This window comes from Nakamurella deserti (assembly GCF_003260015.1).
Classification (GTDB): domain Bacteria; phylum Actinomycetota; class Actinomycetes; order Mycobacteriales; family Nakamurellaceae; genus Nakamurella; species Nakamurella deserti.
Map to the genome: position 1 here is coordinate 939861 of NZ_QCXS01000003.1, position 15330 is coordinate 955190.

General features: G+C 73.2%; 15 protein-coding genes. 8 read left to right on the forward strand and 7 right to left on the reverse strand.

All coding sequences use genetic code 11. The features are described 5' to 3' along the window. Positions 1-47 precede the first annotated feature (47 nt). Positions 48-827, forward strand: a complete 780-nt coding sequence (locus DB033_RS17620) for an inositol monophosphatase family protein (protein WP_111768149.1) — start codon at positions 48-50, stop codon at positions 825-827. Positions 828-1294: 467 nt separating this feature from the next. Here DB033_RS17620 and pruA read toward each other — a convergent pair whose 3' ends face one another. After that, positions 1295-2929: an L-glutamate gamma-semialdehyde dehydrogenase gene (pruA, locus tag DB033_RS17625; protein ID WP_111768150.1), complete on the reverse strand. Its 1635-nt coding sequence runs from the start codon at positions 2927-2929 to the stop codon at positions 1295-1297. 47 nt (positions 2930-2976) lie between these two features. Next, on the reverse strand, positions 2977-3903 hold the full coding sequence (locus DB033_RS17630) for a proline dehydrogenase family protein (RefSeq protein WP_111768426.1): 927 nt from the start codon (positions 3901-3903) through the stop codon (positions 2977-2979). 189 nt (positions 3904-4092) lie between these two features. Here DB033_RS17630 and DB033_RS17635 point away from each other — a divergent pair, with 189 nt between their 5' ends. Further along, positions 4093-4638 carry a TetR/AcrR family transcriptional regulator gene (locus DB033_RS17635; protein WP_111768151.1) on the forward strand — a complete coding sequence of 182 codons (546 nt, stop codon included), beginning with the start codon at positions 4093-4095 and terminating at the stop codon, positions 4636-4638. Positions 4639-4898: 260 nt separating this feature from the next. Continuing rightward, entirely contained in the window at positions 4899-5210 is a 312-nt protein-coding gene (locus tag DB033_RS17640) for a hypothetical protein (protein ID WP_111768152.1), read from the forward strand. Positions 5211-5231: 21 nt separating this feature from the next. Here the strand turns inward: DB033_RS17640 and DB033_RS17645 are convergent, their stop codons facing one another. Together DB033_RS17645 and DB033_RS17650 are read right to left on the reverse strand one after the other, a co-directional pair. Next, positions 5232-5549, reverse strand: a complete 318-nt coding sequence (locus DB033_RS17645; protein WP_111768153.1) for a hypothetical protein — start codon at positions 5547-5549, stop codon at positions 5232-5234. A gap of 157 nt (positions 5550-5706) precedes the next feature. Beyond that, the gene (locus DB033_RS17650) at positions 5707-7419 is read right to left on the reverse strand and encodes a TM0106 family RecB-like putative nuclease (protein WP_111768154.1); all 1713 of its coding nucleotides are present in this window, start codon (positions 7417-7419) and stop codon (positions 5707-5709) included. 250 nt (positions 7420-7669) lie between these two features. Here DB033_RS17650 and DB033_RS17655 point away from each other — a divergent pair, with 250 nt between their 5' ends. The 4 genes from DB033_RS17655 to DB033_RS17670 all read left to right on the forward strand — a co-directional run bounded on the left by DB033_RS17655 (position 7670) and on the right by DB033_RS17670 (position 10136). Further along, a complete protein-coding gene (locus tag DB033_RS17655; protein ID WP_111768155.1) occupies positions 7670-8203 on the forward strand; it encodes a DUF6474 family protein in 534 nt (177 codons plus the stop codon). A gap of 56 nt (positions 8204-8259) precedes the next feature. After that, positions 8260-8802, forward strand: a complete 543-nt coding sequence (locus DB033_RS17660) for a hypothetical protein (RefSeq protein WP_111768156.1) — start codon at positions 8260-8262, stop codon at positions 8800-8802. Between the two features lie 63 nt (positions 8803-8865). Continuing rightward, positions 8866-9600: a YcnI family copper-binding membrane protein gene (locus DB033_RS17665; RefSeq protein ID WP_111768157.1), complete on the forward strand. Its 735-nt coding sequence runs from the start codon at positions 8866-8868 to the stop codon at positions 9598-9600. Continuing rightward, the gene (locus tag DB033_RS17670) at positions 9597-10136 is read left to right on the forward strand and encodes a copper resistance CopC family protein (protein ID WP_111768158.1); all 540 of its coding nucleotides are present in this window, start codon (positions 9597-9599) and stop codon (positions 10134-10136) included. Before DB033_RS17665 ends, DB033_RS17670 begins: the two co-directional genes overlap by 4 nt. Before the next feature lie 76 nt (positions 10137-10212). Here DB033_RS17670 and DB033_RS17675 read toward each other — a convergent pair whose 3' ends face one another. The 3 genes from DB033_RS17675 to DB033_RS17690 all read right to left on the reverse strand — a co-directional run bounded on the left by DB033_RS17675 (position 10213) and on the right by DB033_RS17690 (position 14016). Further along, positions 10213-12174, reverse strand: a complete 1962-nt coding sequence (locus DB033_RS17675) for a CAP domain-containing protein (RefSeq protein WP_157970775.1) — start codon at positions 12172-12174, stop codon at positions 10213-10215. Between the two features lie 271 nt (positions 12175-12445). Then, positions 12446-13711 carry an AI-2E family transporter gene (locus DB033_RS17685; protein WP_111768160.1) on the reverse strand — a complete coding sequence of 422 codons (1266 nt, stop codon included), beginning with the start codon at positions 13709-13711 and terminating at the stop codon, positions 12446-12448. Next, the gene (locus DB033_RS17690) at positions 13708-14016 is read right to left on the reverse strand and encodes a GNAT family N-acetyltransferase (protein ID WP_111768161.1); all 309 of its coding nucleotides are present in this window, start codon (positions 14014-14016) and stop codon (positions 13708-13710) included. The genes DB033_RS17685 and DB033_RS17690 overlap by 4 nt, the downstream gene beginning before the upstream one ends. Positions 14017-14343: 327 nt before the next feature. Between DB033_RS17690 and DB033_RS17695 the strand changes: the two genes are divergently transcribed. After that, positions 14344-15330, forward strand: coding sequence for an ABC transporter substrate-binding protein (locus DB033_RS17695; protein ID WP_111768162.1), 987 nt, complete (start codon positions 14344-14346; stop codon positions 15328-15330).

Below are 15330 nucleotides of genomic sequence, written 5' to 3' on the forward strand. Positions count from 1 at the left end.
CCGTGGCCCCGCGCCGCCCGTCGGCGGGGCGTCGTTAGGGTGTCCGGGTGTCCACCGCGAACCCGTCCCCCGCCCTGCAGGCCGATCTCGACCTGGCGGCTCAGCTCGTCACCGAGGCCGGGAAGCTCGCCCTGACCATGCGGCAGGGCGTCCTCGTCGTCGACCAGAAGACCTCCATCAGCGACGTCGTGTCCGACGCCGACAAGGCCGCCGAGGCGATGATCGTCGACCGGCTCGCCGAACTCCGACCCGACGACGGACTCATCGGCGAGGAGGGCGCGGCCCGCGAGGGCCGGCGGAAGTGGATCATCGACCCCGTCGACGGGACGTACAACTTCGTCTCCGGACTGCCCGAGTGGTGCTCCGCGCTGGCGCTGGTCGACGGTGACGAGCTGCTGCTCGGCGCGGTCTACCAGGCCACCACCGACGAGCTCTGGCTGGGCGGACCCGGGATTCCGACGACCCTCAACGGTGCACCGGTGGCGCCGCTGGTCGATGCGTCGCTCCACGAGATCTCGATCTCGACCTACCTGCATCCCGCACGGTTGTCCCGGCCCGAGCTGATCGGGCCGCTGCTGCGCAGCATCGCCGGGTCGGCGTCGCTGCGGATGCTCGGGTCGGGCTCGGTCGAGCTCGCCGCGATCGCCGGCAGCCGGCTCGGCGTCTGGGTGCACGCCGACACGCTCTCGTGGGACTGGTTCCCCGGGGCGGCGCTGGTGCAGGGCGCGGGCGGCGTGACGGACGTGTTCGAGGCGCAGGGCGTCCGCTGGCATCTGGCCGGACCGGCCACGGCGGTCGGCGAGGTGAAGGGCCTGTTGCTCGCCTAGCTGTCTGGTGCCGTCCGGCGAGGTGGTTTGTCTGTTACTCGCGTCGGTGTGCGGCGTCGTCCGGCGAGGTGAAGGGTCTGTTGCTCGCCCAGCTGTCTGGTGCCGTCCGGCGAAGTGGTTTGTCTGTTGCTCGCCTGGCTGTGTCGTGCCGTCGGGGTGCGCGGTCGGGCCGTCGCCTGGGTTGGTCCGGCGGACACAGTCGAAGTACGCGGCGCCGTCCGAGACCTGACGCCTCGTCCGTCCACGCTCACCGAGTCAGGATCGGCGCACACCTCGGCGTCCGTCCCCCGGTCGGCGTCCGCCGACCTCGTCGAACAAGCCGCATCGCCGGCGTGCCCACCGCACACCACCAGTACCGCCCTCGTCCCGCCGGCGGGGACGGAGCGGCCCGCGCGCAGCGGGCCCGCGACGACGACGTCCGCTGCGAGCCGGGGCGCGCAGCGGACGTCGGGGGAGGTGCAGCCGGATCAGCCCTGGTGGGGGTAGCCGACCGAGGTGGGTGCGGCGAAGGTCTCCTTGATGGAGCGCGGCGAGGTCCAGCGCAGCAGATTCAGCGCCGACCCGGCCTTGTCGTTGGTGCCCGACGCCCGGCCGCCGCCGAACGGCTGCTGGCCGACGACCGCGCCGGTCGGCTTGTCGTTGACGTAGAAGTTCCCCGCCGAGAACCGCAGCGCCTGGGTCGCCGCCGCCGCCGCCTGCCGGTCGGCGGCGATGATCGAGCCGGTCAGCGCGTACCTGGAGCCCTTGTCGACCATGTCGACCACGGAAGCGAACGCCGAACTGTCGGAGTCGTCGTACACGAACGCCGACACGATCGGCCCGAAGTACTCGGTGGAGAAGATCTCGTCAGTCGGGTCCTCGCCCACCAGCACCGTCGGCCGCACGAAGTAGCCGTGGCTCTTGTCGTACGTCCCGCCGGCCAGCACCTCGATGCCGGACGTCTTGTGCGCCCGGTCGACGGCCGCGGCGTGCTTGTCGAAGGCCCGCTCGTCGATGACGGCGCTGGTGAAGTTGCGGAAGTCCTCGACGTCACCGATCGACAGCGCCTCGGTCTCGGCAGCCAGGTCGTCGCGGAGCTTCCCCCAGAGCGACCGCGGGACGAAGACCCGCGACGACGCGGAGCACTTCTGCCCGGAGTACTCGAACGAGCCGCGGACGATCGCCGTCCGGAGGATGTCCAGGTCGGCCGACGGGTGGGCCAGGATGAAGTCCTTGCCGCCGGTCTCGCCGACCAGCCGCGGGTAGCTGTCGTACCGGGCGATGTTGGTGCCGACCTCGGCCCACAGGTGCTGGAACGTCTTCGTCGAGCCGGTGAAGTGGATGCCGGCCAAACGTGGGTCGGCCAGCGCGACCTCGGAGACGGCCAGGCCGTCGCCGGGCAGCAGGTTGATCACGCCGTCCGGCAGCCCGGCCGCGCGCAGCAGGTCCATCGTCACCGACGCGGCGAGCTGCTGGGTCATCGACGGCTTCCACAGCACGACGTTGCCCATCAGCGCGGGTGCGGTCGGCAGGTTGCCGGCGATCGCGGTGAAGTTGAACGGGGTGATGGCGTAGACGAAGCCCTCGAGAGGGCGGTGGTCGCTGCGGTTCCAGATGCCGGGGGCGTTGGCGATCGGCTGCTCGGCGATGATCTGCCGCGCGAAGTGCACGTTGAACCGCCAGAAGTCGGCCAGCTCGCAGGCCGCGTCGATCTCGGCCTGGTAGGCGGTCTTGGCCTGGCCGAGCATGGTGGCGGCGTTCATCCGGGCGCGCCACGGGCCGGTCAGCAGGTCGGCGGCCTTGAGGATGACCGCGGCGCGGTCGTCGAAGGACAGCTCCCGCCAGGCGGGTGCGGCGGCCATCGCGGCGTCGATCGCGGCGGTGGTGTCGGCGGCGGTGGCGTGCGCCGAGGTGCCGAGCACCCGGGCGTGGTCGTGCGGGGCGGTGACGTCGAAACGGGCGCCACCGCCGAGGGCGACGCGACCGCCGATGACGGCCGGCAGCTCACGCGCGTCGGCGAAGGTCGCCAGCGCCGCGGTGAGGTCGTCGCGCTCCGGGCTGCCCGGGGCGTAGTTGCGGACCGGGTCGTTGACCGGTGCGGGCGGGGTGGTGATGGCGTCCACGGGGGCTCCTAGCGAAGGTCGGTGCAGGTCAAGAGGATGTGAGGTGCTCAGCTGCGGCTGGCGAGCGAGCGCAGGAAGAACAGCAGGTTGGCCGGACGCTCGGCGAGCCGGCGGGTGAAGTAGCCGTACCAGTCCTCGCCGTAGGGCACGTAGACGCGGACGGTGTGACCCTCCCGGGCCAGCCGGCGCTGCTCGTCGGGGCGGATCCCGAAGAGCATCTGGAACTCGTGGTCACCGGCCTTGCGGCCGTGCTCGGCGGCGAGTTCGCCGGCGATCGCCACCAGCCGCGGGTCGTGGCTGCCGATCATCGGGTAGCCCTCGCCGGCCATCAGCTGGCGCATCGCGCGGACGTAGGCCAGGTCGACCTCGGCCGGGTCCTGGTGCGCGACGGACGCGGGCTCGTTGTACGCGCCCTTCACCAGTCGGACCCGCGAGCCGGGACCGACGAGCGACTCGAGGTCGTGCGGCGTGCGGTGCAGCATCGCCTGGATCGCCACACCGACGTCGGGCTGCTCCTCGCGCAGGGTGTGCAGCACCCGCAACGTGGAGTCGATGGTCGGGTGGTCCTCCATGTCGAGGGTCACGCGGGCGCCGGCGGCGTAGGCGGCGCGCACGATGGTGCGGGCGTTGGCCAGCGCGATCGCCTCCCCGTCGGGCAGCGCCTGGCCGACGGCGGACAGCTTGACCGACACCTCGGCGCCTTCGACGACGTCCGCGGCGGTGAGCGCCTGCAGCAGCTCGAGGTAGGCGGCGACGGTGGCTTCCGCTCCGACCGTGTCGGTGACGCCCTCCCCCAGGTAGTCGAGGGTGACCTGCAGGCCGGCTCCGCGCAGCGTCCGGACCGACTCGACGGCAGCGGCGACGGTGGCGCCGGGGATGAAGCGGTCGACCACGGCGCGGGTGACGGGCGCCCGGGTGATGACGTCGCGGACCTTGTCCGAAGCGGATAGGGCCAGGATCGGCTTGCGGAGCAGGTACACCGGGTTTCCCCTCGTCAGAGCAGGTGGCTGGAGTGTCGAGCGGCCTTGCGGAGCTAATCGTTCGATCGTACGATTAGCAGACTAGCGCAGGCCCGCCGCCAACGGAAGAGCCCCCGGATCGTGACCCAGCAGACAGCACCGTCCGAGCCCCGACGTCGCCGCCCACCGGAGGTCCGCCGCCGGATGATCATCGAATCGGCGCGGACCCTGATCGCCGATCAGGGGCTGTCGGCGACGACGATGCGGGACGTCGCCCGGGCCGGTGACGTGGCCCTCGGCACCGTCACCTACCACTTCGCCGGCATCGACGAGGTGCTGGCCGGGGTGCTCGCGGAGGAGATGGTGGCGTTCTCGGCGCCCGTCACCTCCGCGGCCGCGGACGCGGCGACCGGGGCGGCCGGCCTGGACCTGCTCATCGACGGGCTCGTCGGATCGGACGACCGGGCGCGGGAGCACTGGCATCTGTGGCTGGACTTCTGGGCACTGGCTTCGCACGTGCCGCGGTACGGCGAGTGGCAGTCGGAGATCTACCGCGATCTGCACGATCTCGTCGCGCGGCTGCTGGCGCGGGGCGCCGCCGACGGCACGCTGCGGGTCGTCGACCCGGCGCGGCAGGCCATCGAGTTCGTCGCGCTGCTCGACGGGCTGGTCGTGCAGAGCTACCTGCCCCACCCGCGGCTGCCGGCGGCGCAGGCGCGGGAGATCCTGCGGGCCTACGGGCGGAGCTGACTCAGGCCGCGGGCTGCGCCGGGATCCGGCCTGCCGCGGCTCACCGGGCCGATCTGCCCGATGAACACGGGTCCGCTCTCCCTGCAGGCTGAGCAGACCCCGGTTCGATGGGCGGACTCGCGGCACCCCGGATCCGGAACCGCATGCGCCGGCGAACGGGCTGGGACCGGACGCCGGCTGCCCGCGGGCACGCGGCCGCTGCCGGTCCGGGAGGATGGGCACCTGAACACCAGAGCCACATCCCAGGAGGAGAACAGCGCATGCGGGTGCCCCCGGAAGTCTTCACCACCGTCGGCCTGATCGGCGGCTTCGCCGTCGCACGCAAGACCCGCCGGGAGTACGGCGGCGCCGTCCTCGCCGCCGCCGGCACCATGGCGCAGGTGCAGTGGAAGCAGCAGCTGAGCTGGCCGGTCGCGGCCGGCCTCGGCGCGCTCTACACCGGCGGGTTCGGCGCCAGCCACCCGCTCGCCAAGAAGCTCGGGGCGTGGCCGTCGGTCATCACCGTCGCCGCCGGGGTCGCCGCCGCGTCGCTGGTCGCCCGCAAGCTCAGCACCGGCACGATCGCCGTCTGACTTCTGGCCGACGGACGCCTGTCACCCCGTTTCCCGGCCCGGCAGGCGTCCGCCGGCCAGATATGCGGCGTACGCGGCGGCGGCATCCGGGTCGACTGTCGGCCGAGCCGCGCTGTACCGCGCGTCGGTCCGGTCGCGTTTCGGGCCCGACAGCCAGAATTCCTCCCTGGTGTCCAGGTCGGCGAAGTTGCCTCGGACACCCTGGAACCGGCGCAGCTCACGCCCGTGGAACCGGGCCGTCTTCCAGGTGCGGTTGAAGTCCACCCAGGTGATCCACGACGGACCCTGATCGGTGTCGTGACCGCTCTTGAGCTGGACGAACATCAACCGACGCGGCATCGACCGATTGTCATCCAGGTCCGACCCGCCGCGCGGTGTTTTCTTCCGTTCGGCTTCGGGATCCCACCCCGCACGGCCCACCCTGCCGCCCGCCCACTTCGCCGACGCGGAACCGGGTGCCGTCCGGCACCTCGCACCGCACGCCCCCGTCCCCGGATCAGCCCGCCAGCCGCTCCAGCGGGTCACGGGGGACGGACAGCTCGGCGACGGTCGGGGTGTCGGCGGCGGCGCCGTCGCTCATCCAGCGCCGAAGGGCCAGCGTCGCGAGAACGTCGTCCTCGTTGTACTCGAGCAGCCGGCGCTTCTGACTCTCCGAGGGCGGCGCCCCGTCGGCGCCCACCGCGGCCCGGTACCAGACCATGGAGTTGGCGCCGTCGGGCTCGGGGTCACGCCAGTTGAACCCGGCCAGCGGCGCCACCGTCTTGAGCCGCTTGGACCCGGCGGCGAGGAACTCGCGGCCCAGCATCTCGTACATGTCCACCCACGACGCGCTCGACGTGAACGCCCGGACCTCCTGGGCGCTGGGCATTCCGGGGACGTCGGGGTACCGCGCCGGCGTGGAGAACAACCACCGCTCCTCGGCCTGCCGTGAATAGCAGTAGGCGGCGAAGGTCAGACCGGCGTCGTTGGCGACCAGCTGCAGCTCCCGCAGATACGCCCAGAACTCGGCGAACATGACGCCCTCGGCGCGGTCGGGCAGGGGATGCCAGGTGACGAACGGCTGGTAACCGCCTTCGAACCCGGCACCGGTGGCCGCGGTCATCCCGGCCGCCGTCCCGCTGAGGTAGGTCCCCCACAGATAGGCGCCGTCGTCGATGAAGCACTCCATGTCGACGTCGAGTTCGATGTCGGCCCGCGGCACCTGCACCGCGTCGCGCCGCCGGATCAGCACCGCGTCGGCCTGCCAGGCGCGCGCCCGCAACCGCAGCTCCGGACCGCGCAGCGCGCCCGTGGAGCGGGACGGCGCCACCGCGGCGAGCTGGTCGTCGTCGGCCAAAGCCAGGTCGTCGATGGTGACCACCCCGACCGCACGCAACCCGGCGGCGTCGGCGCCGGGCGCGATCAGCGAGACGTCCCGACCGAGGGTCAACTCGACCGTGCACACGGGGTTCCACGGGCAGCGGCGGCACTCCGACACCCGGCTCGGCGACGCCAGCGGCCGCTCGCGCCGCAGTGCGGCCTCGGCCACCGCCAGCCGGTCGGCGAAACGGGCGTCGTAGTCGTCGAGGATGCTGGGCGCGGACCCGGGCGCCGGTCCCGGGCCGCCGTCGGCGGCCGAGCCGCCCGCACCGAGCCCGAACGACACCGCCCCGAACGACACCGCGGCCACGCCCCCGGGCGCGGCCAGGTCGTACCAGCAGATCGTGGTGTCGTCGGCGTTGCCCCGGCCGATCACGCCGCCGACGGCCCGCGGCCCGGCCAGCCCGAGCTCGCCGAGCAGCCGGTGGCAGTGCGCCAGCGCCAGCGCGTCCTCGTGGTGCGGGCGCACCCGCAGCTCACCCGACGACACCCACCGCAGCGGGTCGGTCAGCGACGACACCACCGCGCCGGCCCCGGCGTCGAGCGTCCGGTGACCCTTGATCAGCACGGGGATCCAGCCGCCGTCCGGCCCCGGCACCAGGATGTCGACGACCGCCTGGCGGCTCCCGGAGCGCAGGTCCTGGGCGAGCCGGGCGCCGTCGACGTCGACCCGCGCGGCCATCTCGACGCGGTGCACCCCGATCTCGCGGCGGATCAACGCGGCGGCCGGATCGGGGGCGGAACGGGCGGTGGGGTCCGCGGTCGGGTCGTGGTCGAGGTGGATGCGCCGACGGCAGGACGACGCGGAGCCTGCTCCGAGCCGGACCCGTTCGGTCTGTCCTGTCTGCACTGCCACACCTCGATCGACACGCCCGCCTTGACAGTGATCAGGCTAGGCGTCGGCACCGACAGAGCTCGCTGACGGAGCCGGACCGTCGCCGATCCCGCCGGCCGGACGGGTCCCCGCCGGCCGGACGGGTCCGGCTAGGCTCGGCAGACGACCGGTGGCGACGCCGCCAGGCGGGTACCGGAAGCGGTGCACACATCCACAGTCGCCGGCGGTCTGGCGGCGGCACGCGACGCGAGGCGGTCTGCACGACATGGTGGGCAACAACGCGGCACTCCGGCTGGGAGCCGCCGCCCTCGACAAGGTGGCCGGCCGCAAGCCCTCCCGGGCGACCCGGCTCGCGTCCTCGGTGGCGCGCACCCTCGGCGACCCCAAGAAGACCAAGCGGCTGATGAGCGTCGGTCAGGTGGTCGCACCCATGCTCGCCCCCGTCGCGCTCAAGGCCGTCGACAACGTCCGGCTGCTCGCCGACCAGCAGCGGGCCAAGAAGCTCGGCGTCCCCGTCGACGACGTCGCCCTCTACCGCGGCCCGACCGGCCCGGTCCGCGCCCGGCTGGACGCCGTGGCCGCCGCGGTGCGGGAACTGAAGGAGCGCCGCGGTGGCGACGCCACGGTCACCGACTTCGCCGACCGCACGATGACCACGCTGACCGACCTGGGGATCGCGGTGAACGCCGCCGCGCCGATGCCGGCGGCCCGCCGCAAGCCCACGGTCGCGGCGGTCGAGCGCGAGTTGGACAAGCTCGAACGCGACCTCATCACCCACCTGCTGCACTCCCACGACTGACCGCCGCCGGTCCCGGCGACGGGCCCGTCCGGTCGCCGGACGATAGGCTCCGGAACGTGTCCGCCCCCACCGACGGCCGCTGGCGGTCCGTCCGTGCCGGCGCGTTCGCGCTCCTCGCAGCGCAGATCGCCGTGATCGGCCACCTCGCCGGTGGCGGCACACCACCGGACCTCCCGCTGCTGACGGCGATGTGTGCGCTGCTGGTCGTGGCGCTGCTGCCGCTGGCCACCCGGCGGCAGCGGTTCCCTGCGCTGCTCGTGGCCATGGCCGGCACCCAGGTCGGATTCCACCTCGTGCTGTCCCTGGCCGGCACCCACCATCCGGTGTCCGATCCCGGGGACCCGATCTTGATGCTCGCCTTCCACGTGCTGGCCGCCCTCGTCACCGCGCTGATGTTCAGCCACGGCGAGCGGCTGCTGTTCGCGCTGCACGGCTGGCTGACCCGGCTCCGCCCCCGGCTCGGGGCGCTGCCCCCGGTGGCCGCGACGGCCGCGTGGACCGCCGTCGTCGACCGCGCGGGCCGTGTCCTGCGGTCCCGGCTGACCGGCTCGTCGGTCTCCCGGCGTGGTCCACCGACGGAGCCCGCTCCGTCCTGTTGACCCCTGCGCCACGCCCGCCGAGGGTGGGCGTCCGCGCAGCCACGCCCTGAGGGGACCTCCGCAATGACCCAGCACCACCGTTCCACCGCGCGCCGGATCCGGCGCGCCACCACCGTCCTGGTCGCCGGCGGCGCCGCGCTGCTGCTCGGTGCCGGCACCGCCCTGGCCCATGTGACCGTCACCCCCGAGTCGGTCGTCGCCGGCGGCTACACCACCATCGGCTTCCGGGTGCCGAACGAGAGCGACACCGCCAACACCACCAAGGTCGAGATCCAACTGCCGGCCGACACCCCGTTCGGCTTCGTCTCCGCCCAGCAGATCCCGGGCTGGACGATCGACGTCATCGAGACGGCGCTGCCCGCCCCGGTCACCGTCGGCAACTTCACGCTCGACGAGGCCGTCACCGGCGTCACCTTCACCGCCGACGGCGCCGGACTGCCGCCGCACGAGTTCACCGTCTTCAACCTCCTGGTCGGACCGGTCCCGGACGTGGCCTCGATGCAGTTCCCGGCCGTCCAGACCTACGACGACGGCGAGGTGGTGAGCTGGAGCGAACCGACGCCGGGGAGCGGCGAGGAGCCGGAGCACCCGGCGCCGCAGCTCACGATCACCCCCGTGGACACCGCCACCGACCAGGCCGGGACCGAGTCGGCGCCGTCGGCCCCGGCGACGGACACCACCGCCCGGGTACTGGGTATCGCAGGCATCGTCGTCGGCCTCGCCGGGGTCGGCACCGGACTGGTGCTGGCCCGTGGCCGACGGTCGCGAGCCGTCCCGGACGATCGAGGAGCCGCATGAGAGTCCCCCGCCGGTCCACCCGCGCCGCCCTCGTCGCCCTGGTGGTCGGCGCCCTCGCCCTCGTCGGGGCCGGCCCGGCGTGGGCCCACAACGCGCTGACCGCCAGCGACCCGGCGGACGCCGCCACCCTGGACTCGTCGCCGGCCACGGTGACGCTGACGTTCAACGACGTGGTGCAGAACCTGCAGCCCGTCGTGACGGTGGTGGGACCGGCCGGGGACCGCTGGGAGGGGTCACCGGTCACGGTGCTCAACAACACCGTGTCAGTGCCGGTGAACACCCTCGGTCCGGCCGGCGACTACACGATCGCCTACCGCGTCGTCTCGGCCGACGGGCACCCGGTGGAGGGCACGACGACCTTCACGCTCACCACGGCCGGTGGCGGCACCGCCAACCCGGCGGACGCCGGCGCTGCCACACCGTCGGACTCGATCCCGGCGTGGGTGTGGGTGCTCGGCGCCGCCGTCGTGGTGGTGCTGGTCGTCGTCATCGGCGTCGTCAGCACCCGCCGGCGGACGGCCGACCAGGCCGACTGAGGCACCGGACCGCGATCGCGGACAGCACGACGGGCCGGTGCGCAGCACGCGCACCGGCCCGTCCTCGTCCCGGTCGTCAGCCCACCGTCACCGACAGGCACCGCAGCAGCTTGGTCAGCGCCGGGTTCCGGGGGCTGACCTCGGTGGCGCAGACCTGGTAGGAGCCGGCCGCCGGCACCTTGAGGGTGGCCAGGTATCCATGGTTGGCGCCGGTCCCCGGGAACGCCCGCCCGACGTCGGCACGGGAGGCGTTCGCCGTGACGGTGGTGGTCGTGGTGTAGCCGCTCGGGCCGGTCACCTTCAGCTGGACCGGGGTCGGCGTGGTGGGCACGCCCTGGTCGATCGCCCAGCCCGCGACGGTCAGCGTGCGCACGCCCCCGGCGGTGGCGGGGGTGATCTTGTCCAGCCACCCGTGCATCCAGGCGACGGTGACGGTGCGGCACCCGAGATCGGTGGTCACCGTGGCGGTGCTGCGGCTGACCGACCGGACGCAGACCGTGTTGACCCCGTCGGCGGTGAGGGGCAGCGTCGCGCTGAAGGCGTGGTCCCGGCCGAGGCCGGACCCGAGGTCCACCGGGTAACCGGTCGCCGCGTCGAGGGTCGTCGTGGTGGTCCCGGCGCTGTTGGTGATCACGACCGCGACCGTGGACGGCGTCGTCGGGGCGTCCGGGTCGGCGGCCCAGCCGGTGACACTGACCGAACGGCGGTCCGGGGTCCCGACGGTGTCGAAGGCGCCGACCGGGGTGGCCGGGGTGACGGTGACCGTGCGGCAGCCGAGGTCGGTGACGACACCCGCGGCCCGGACACCGGCGACGGTGGCGCAGACGGCGTGCTCGCCGACGCCGGAGATCGGCGCCGTCACGGTGAATCCGTGTGCCGGGCCGGCGCCCGGGACCGCGCGGTCGGCGCCTGCGTGCGGCGCCGAGGCGACGACCGTGGTCGACGTGGCCGGACCACCGGCGAGCCGGTCGGTGACGGTGACGGTGGCCGCGGCCGTCGGCTGATCCGGATCCACCGCCCAACCGGCGACGGTGAGCGTGCGGCCGGTGACGGTGGCGCTCTCCACACCGCCGACCGGATCGCCGACGGTGTAGGTCAGGCAACCGAGGGCGGTGTCGCCCAGCCCGGCGCCGGTGTCCACGACGGTCGCGCAGACGGTGTGCCCACCACGGCCGGCGGTGACGTACGAGTGGTCAAAACCGTGCGCCGCGCCGGACGCCGGACGATCGGCGGCCAGCTCGGGCCGGGCGATCGAGGCCTGCGCGGTCGAGGTGGCGACGGAGCCGTCGGGGGCGGTGTCGGTGACGCGGATGGTGGAGGCGGCGGTCGCGAGTTCGGGGTCCAGCCCCCAGCCGGTGAGCCGGACGGTCGCACCGGTCGCCGTCAGCGACTGGAACTGCCCGACGGGGGTGGCCGCCGCCCTCGGGTCGAACGTCTGGCCGGCGTCGACGGCGTCGGTGAAGTTCACGGTGTTGAAGCTGATCCCGGCCGCGGTGACGGAGCCGACCCCGATGTAGCCGAACTTCGGGTTCAGGATGTTGGCCCGGTGGGTCGGTGACGCGAGGTAGGTGTCGAACAGGCTCTGTGCGGTCACCGCCGAGGCCGGCGACAGCTTGGCGACGTTCTCGGCCCACAGCGTGCGGGTGCCGGCGCCGTACTCGGTGACCATGGCCAGTCCGGTGGGGTTGTGCGCCAGGGTGCCGGTGCCGGCGGCCAGTTGCCCGGACCACCAGGCCGACAGCCGGTCGAGACCGCGCGCCTCCTGGACCGGCGCCACGCCGGCGCCGGCCCGAGCCGCGTTGACCAGCCGCAGCAGCTCGGCGTCGAAGACGTCGAGCGGGGAGACGTCCTGGGTCACCACGGGCAGTGCCACCACGGCTGCGGCGCTCGGTGCGGGAGCGGCGGCGGCGGGGCCGGACGTCGCCACGGGCACGAGCAGGCCGCCGACCACGGCGGCGACGGCGACGCCGGCGAGCGCGCGGACGACAGCGGGACGCTGCCCTCCGGATCGCGCCCGGGCGTTCGGGACAGGCGTCATGATGGACCTTTCAGGCGGACCGCACGGTGATCACTCAGAGCCACGGTAGTGACTACTCAAAGTAATACCTGTATAACTGTCCGTCAGACAGCGTGCGTTGGGTCACATGAACAGGCCGTCACGGGCGCCGTCTACCGTTCGGGCACCGCCGCGCCGACTCGAACGGCCGCATCACCGACGGTCACCGGCCACCCGGTCGCCGACCCCGTCGGTGGACGCGGTCCCGGGCCGCGGTGCCGGCCAACCCGAGCTGCCCGACGAGGACACCGGGTCAGGCGCGGTCCTGCATCGGGAAGACGACCTCACGGATGATCAGCTGGATGGCGGCCGCCACCGGCACCGCCATCAACGCACCGGTGACCCCGAGCAGGGCACCGCCGATGACGATCGCGACCACGACGGATCCGGTGCTGATGCTCATCGCGCGTTCCATCACCCGCGGGTACAGCCAATAGGCCTCGAAGAGGTGCTGGACCAGGTAGACGGCCCCCGCCACGATGCCGACGGTCACCGAGACCGTGAAACCGAGCAGCATCATCGAGACCCCGATGACGATCGGCCCGACGACGGGGATGAAGTCGAGCAGCGCGGCGCCCAGCGCGATCGCCCACGGGTACGGCAGCCCGACGATCGAGGCGAAGATGCCGGCGAAGATGCCCGCCTGGAGGGCGATGAGGGTGGCCCCACCGAGGTAGCCGCCCATCTGGCGCAGGATGACCTCGCCCAGCTCGGTGACCCGCTCGCGCCGGGACGCCGGAGCCAGCCGGTACGCCGCCCGCTTGATCTTGGGGAAGCCGGCCAGGAAGTACAGCGTCAGCACCAGCACGATGAGCAGGTCCACGATCAGCCCGGCGACGGTCACGCTCGCGGTCAGCACCGTGGTGCCGGCGCCGGCCGCCAGGTTCTGCAGGAAGCTGGAGTTCTGGATCTGGTCGATGACCCCGAACTTCTGGTCGAAGTTGCGGATGGTCTCGTTCTGCTGCAGGTTCGCCAGCAGGTCGGGGACCGACACGATGAAGGCGGCGACCTCGTTGACGATCGGCGGCAGCACCGCGTAGACCGCGGCGGCGATGGCCAGCAGCAGTCCGAGCATCACGACCAGCACCGACAATCCGCGGCGCAGGCCGCGGCGGATCAGGAAGCCGACCGCCGGATCGAGGCCGATGGCGAGCAGCGCCGCCACGGCGATGGTGATGAGGGTGCCGCGGAGCGAGTCCAGCGACTGGTAGGCGATCCAGGCCAGCAGCACTCCGAGGCCGCCGAGGAACCCCCACCGGAACGGTGAGTGGTGGCGCGGGCCGCTGGAGAGCACGGCCTCCGGAGAGGCGTTGTGCGACTGCGAGTTCGCCAGCTTCACCTGCTCGGTGGGCGCCGGTTCCAGCGCCGCCTCCGCGTTGACCTCCGCGGCGTTGGCCGTGGCCGGGGACACCGCGGGAAGGGAGCCGGGGACGGGCTTGCCGGTGGAGCGCACGGCCCCGAAGCCCCGCATCGGGCCTGCGGTCAACCAGTTCTTGCCCGGGCCACGCTGGGTCGTCATTCCGCGCGCGCCGGCGCCAGGACGTCCGCGTACTCGGGGTGCGTCGCGACGTAGTCGACCACGAAGGGGCACACCGGACGCACCGTGACGTGCTCCGACCGGGCGGCCTCGAGGGCCGCCCGGGTGACCCGGGCGGCCAGGCCGCGCCCGCGGGCCGCCGGCTCGGTGAAGGTGTGCGTGATGAACCAGACGCCGTCCCGGACCACGTATTCCAGGTGCGCGACGTCGGCGCCGCCCTCGGTCACGACGAACCGGCGGTCCGCCTGCCGATGGGTGATGTCGTGGCTGTCGCCTTGGTGAGTCATGTCGCCGCCCGTTGTTCCCGCGTGGTGCGTGATGTCCGATCGTGACACACAGCGTTCCCCGTCGCGGTGACCGTACCCAGACCCGGACCTCGGACAACGCCGCCGTCGGGGTCGGCCGCCGGGCCCGCCGCCACCGGCCGCGCCGCCCGTCGTCGCCTCGTCGGGTGTCGGACCTGCCGGTTACAGTCGTGCGCATCGGTGGGCCTCGGCGCCGGGCCGGACACGACGCGGTGTCCGGTCCCGGCGGTACCGCACCGCGCCCTCCGCCACGTCCGTACGACCGCGATCCCGCACGCCCCGGGACCCGCCCGACATCAGGAGATCCCGATGAATCCCGCCCGCTCGGTGGCCCTCGCGCTCGGCACCGCCGGCCTGCTCGTCCTGACCGGCTGCGGCAGCACTGACGGCGCTGACGGTGCCGCCGGGTCGACCACTCCGACGTCGACGTCCGCCGCGGCCGGCACGGGTCCGTCGGCCACGGCGTCGGCGTCGGAGGACCCGTCGGCGTCGGCTCCGGCCGGTTCGGCGTCGGCTCCGGCCGGGTCCGGTGGTGGCGCCGCGGCGGGCTGCACGCCGGGAGAGCTGCCCACGCTGTCGCCCGGCACCCTGACCATCGCCACCAGCGAACCCGCCTACGAGCCGTGGATCGTGGACAACGACCCGACGAACGGGCAGGGCTACGAATCCGCGGTGGCCTACGCCGTCGCCGAGCAGCTCGGGTACGACAAGGCCCAGGTCACCTGGACCCGGGTGCCGTTCGAGGCGGTCATCGCGCCGACCCCGAAGGACTTCGACTTCGACCTCAACCAGGTCTCGATCAGCGACGAGCGCCGGGCCGCGGTGGACTTCTCCTCGGGCTACTACGACGTGGTGCAGGCCGTCGTCACCGTGAAGGGCAGCCCGATCGAGGGCGTCACCACGTTGGCCGGCCTCAAGGACGCCCGGCTCGGCGCGATGATCGGCACCACGAGCCTGGACGCGATCTCGGCGTCGATCGCCCCCAGCTCCGAGCCGGCCATCTTCGATTCCAACGACGCGGGCGTGCAGGCACTGCAGGCCGGCTCGATCGACGGTCTCGTCCTCGACCTGCCCAGCGCGCTCTACGTCGCCAACGCGCAGCTGCCGGACGGCTCCCTCGTCGGCCAGCTGCCCGCGAGCACCGCCGACACCGAGCAGTTCGGCCTGGTGCTCGACAAGGGCTCGGAGCTCACGGCGTGCGTCACCGCGGCCGTCGACGCCCTACGCGAGGACGGCACCCTGGACGCGCTGGCCCAGCAGTGGATCGCCGACACCGGCGCTCCCGCACTGTCCTGA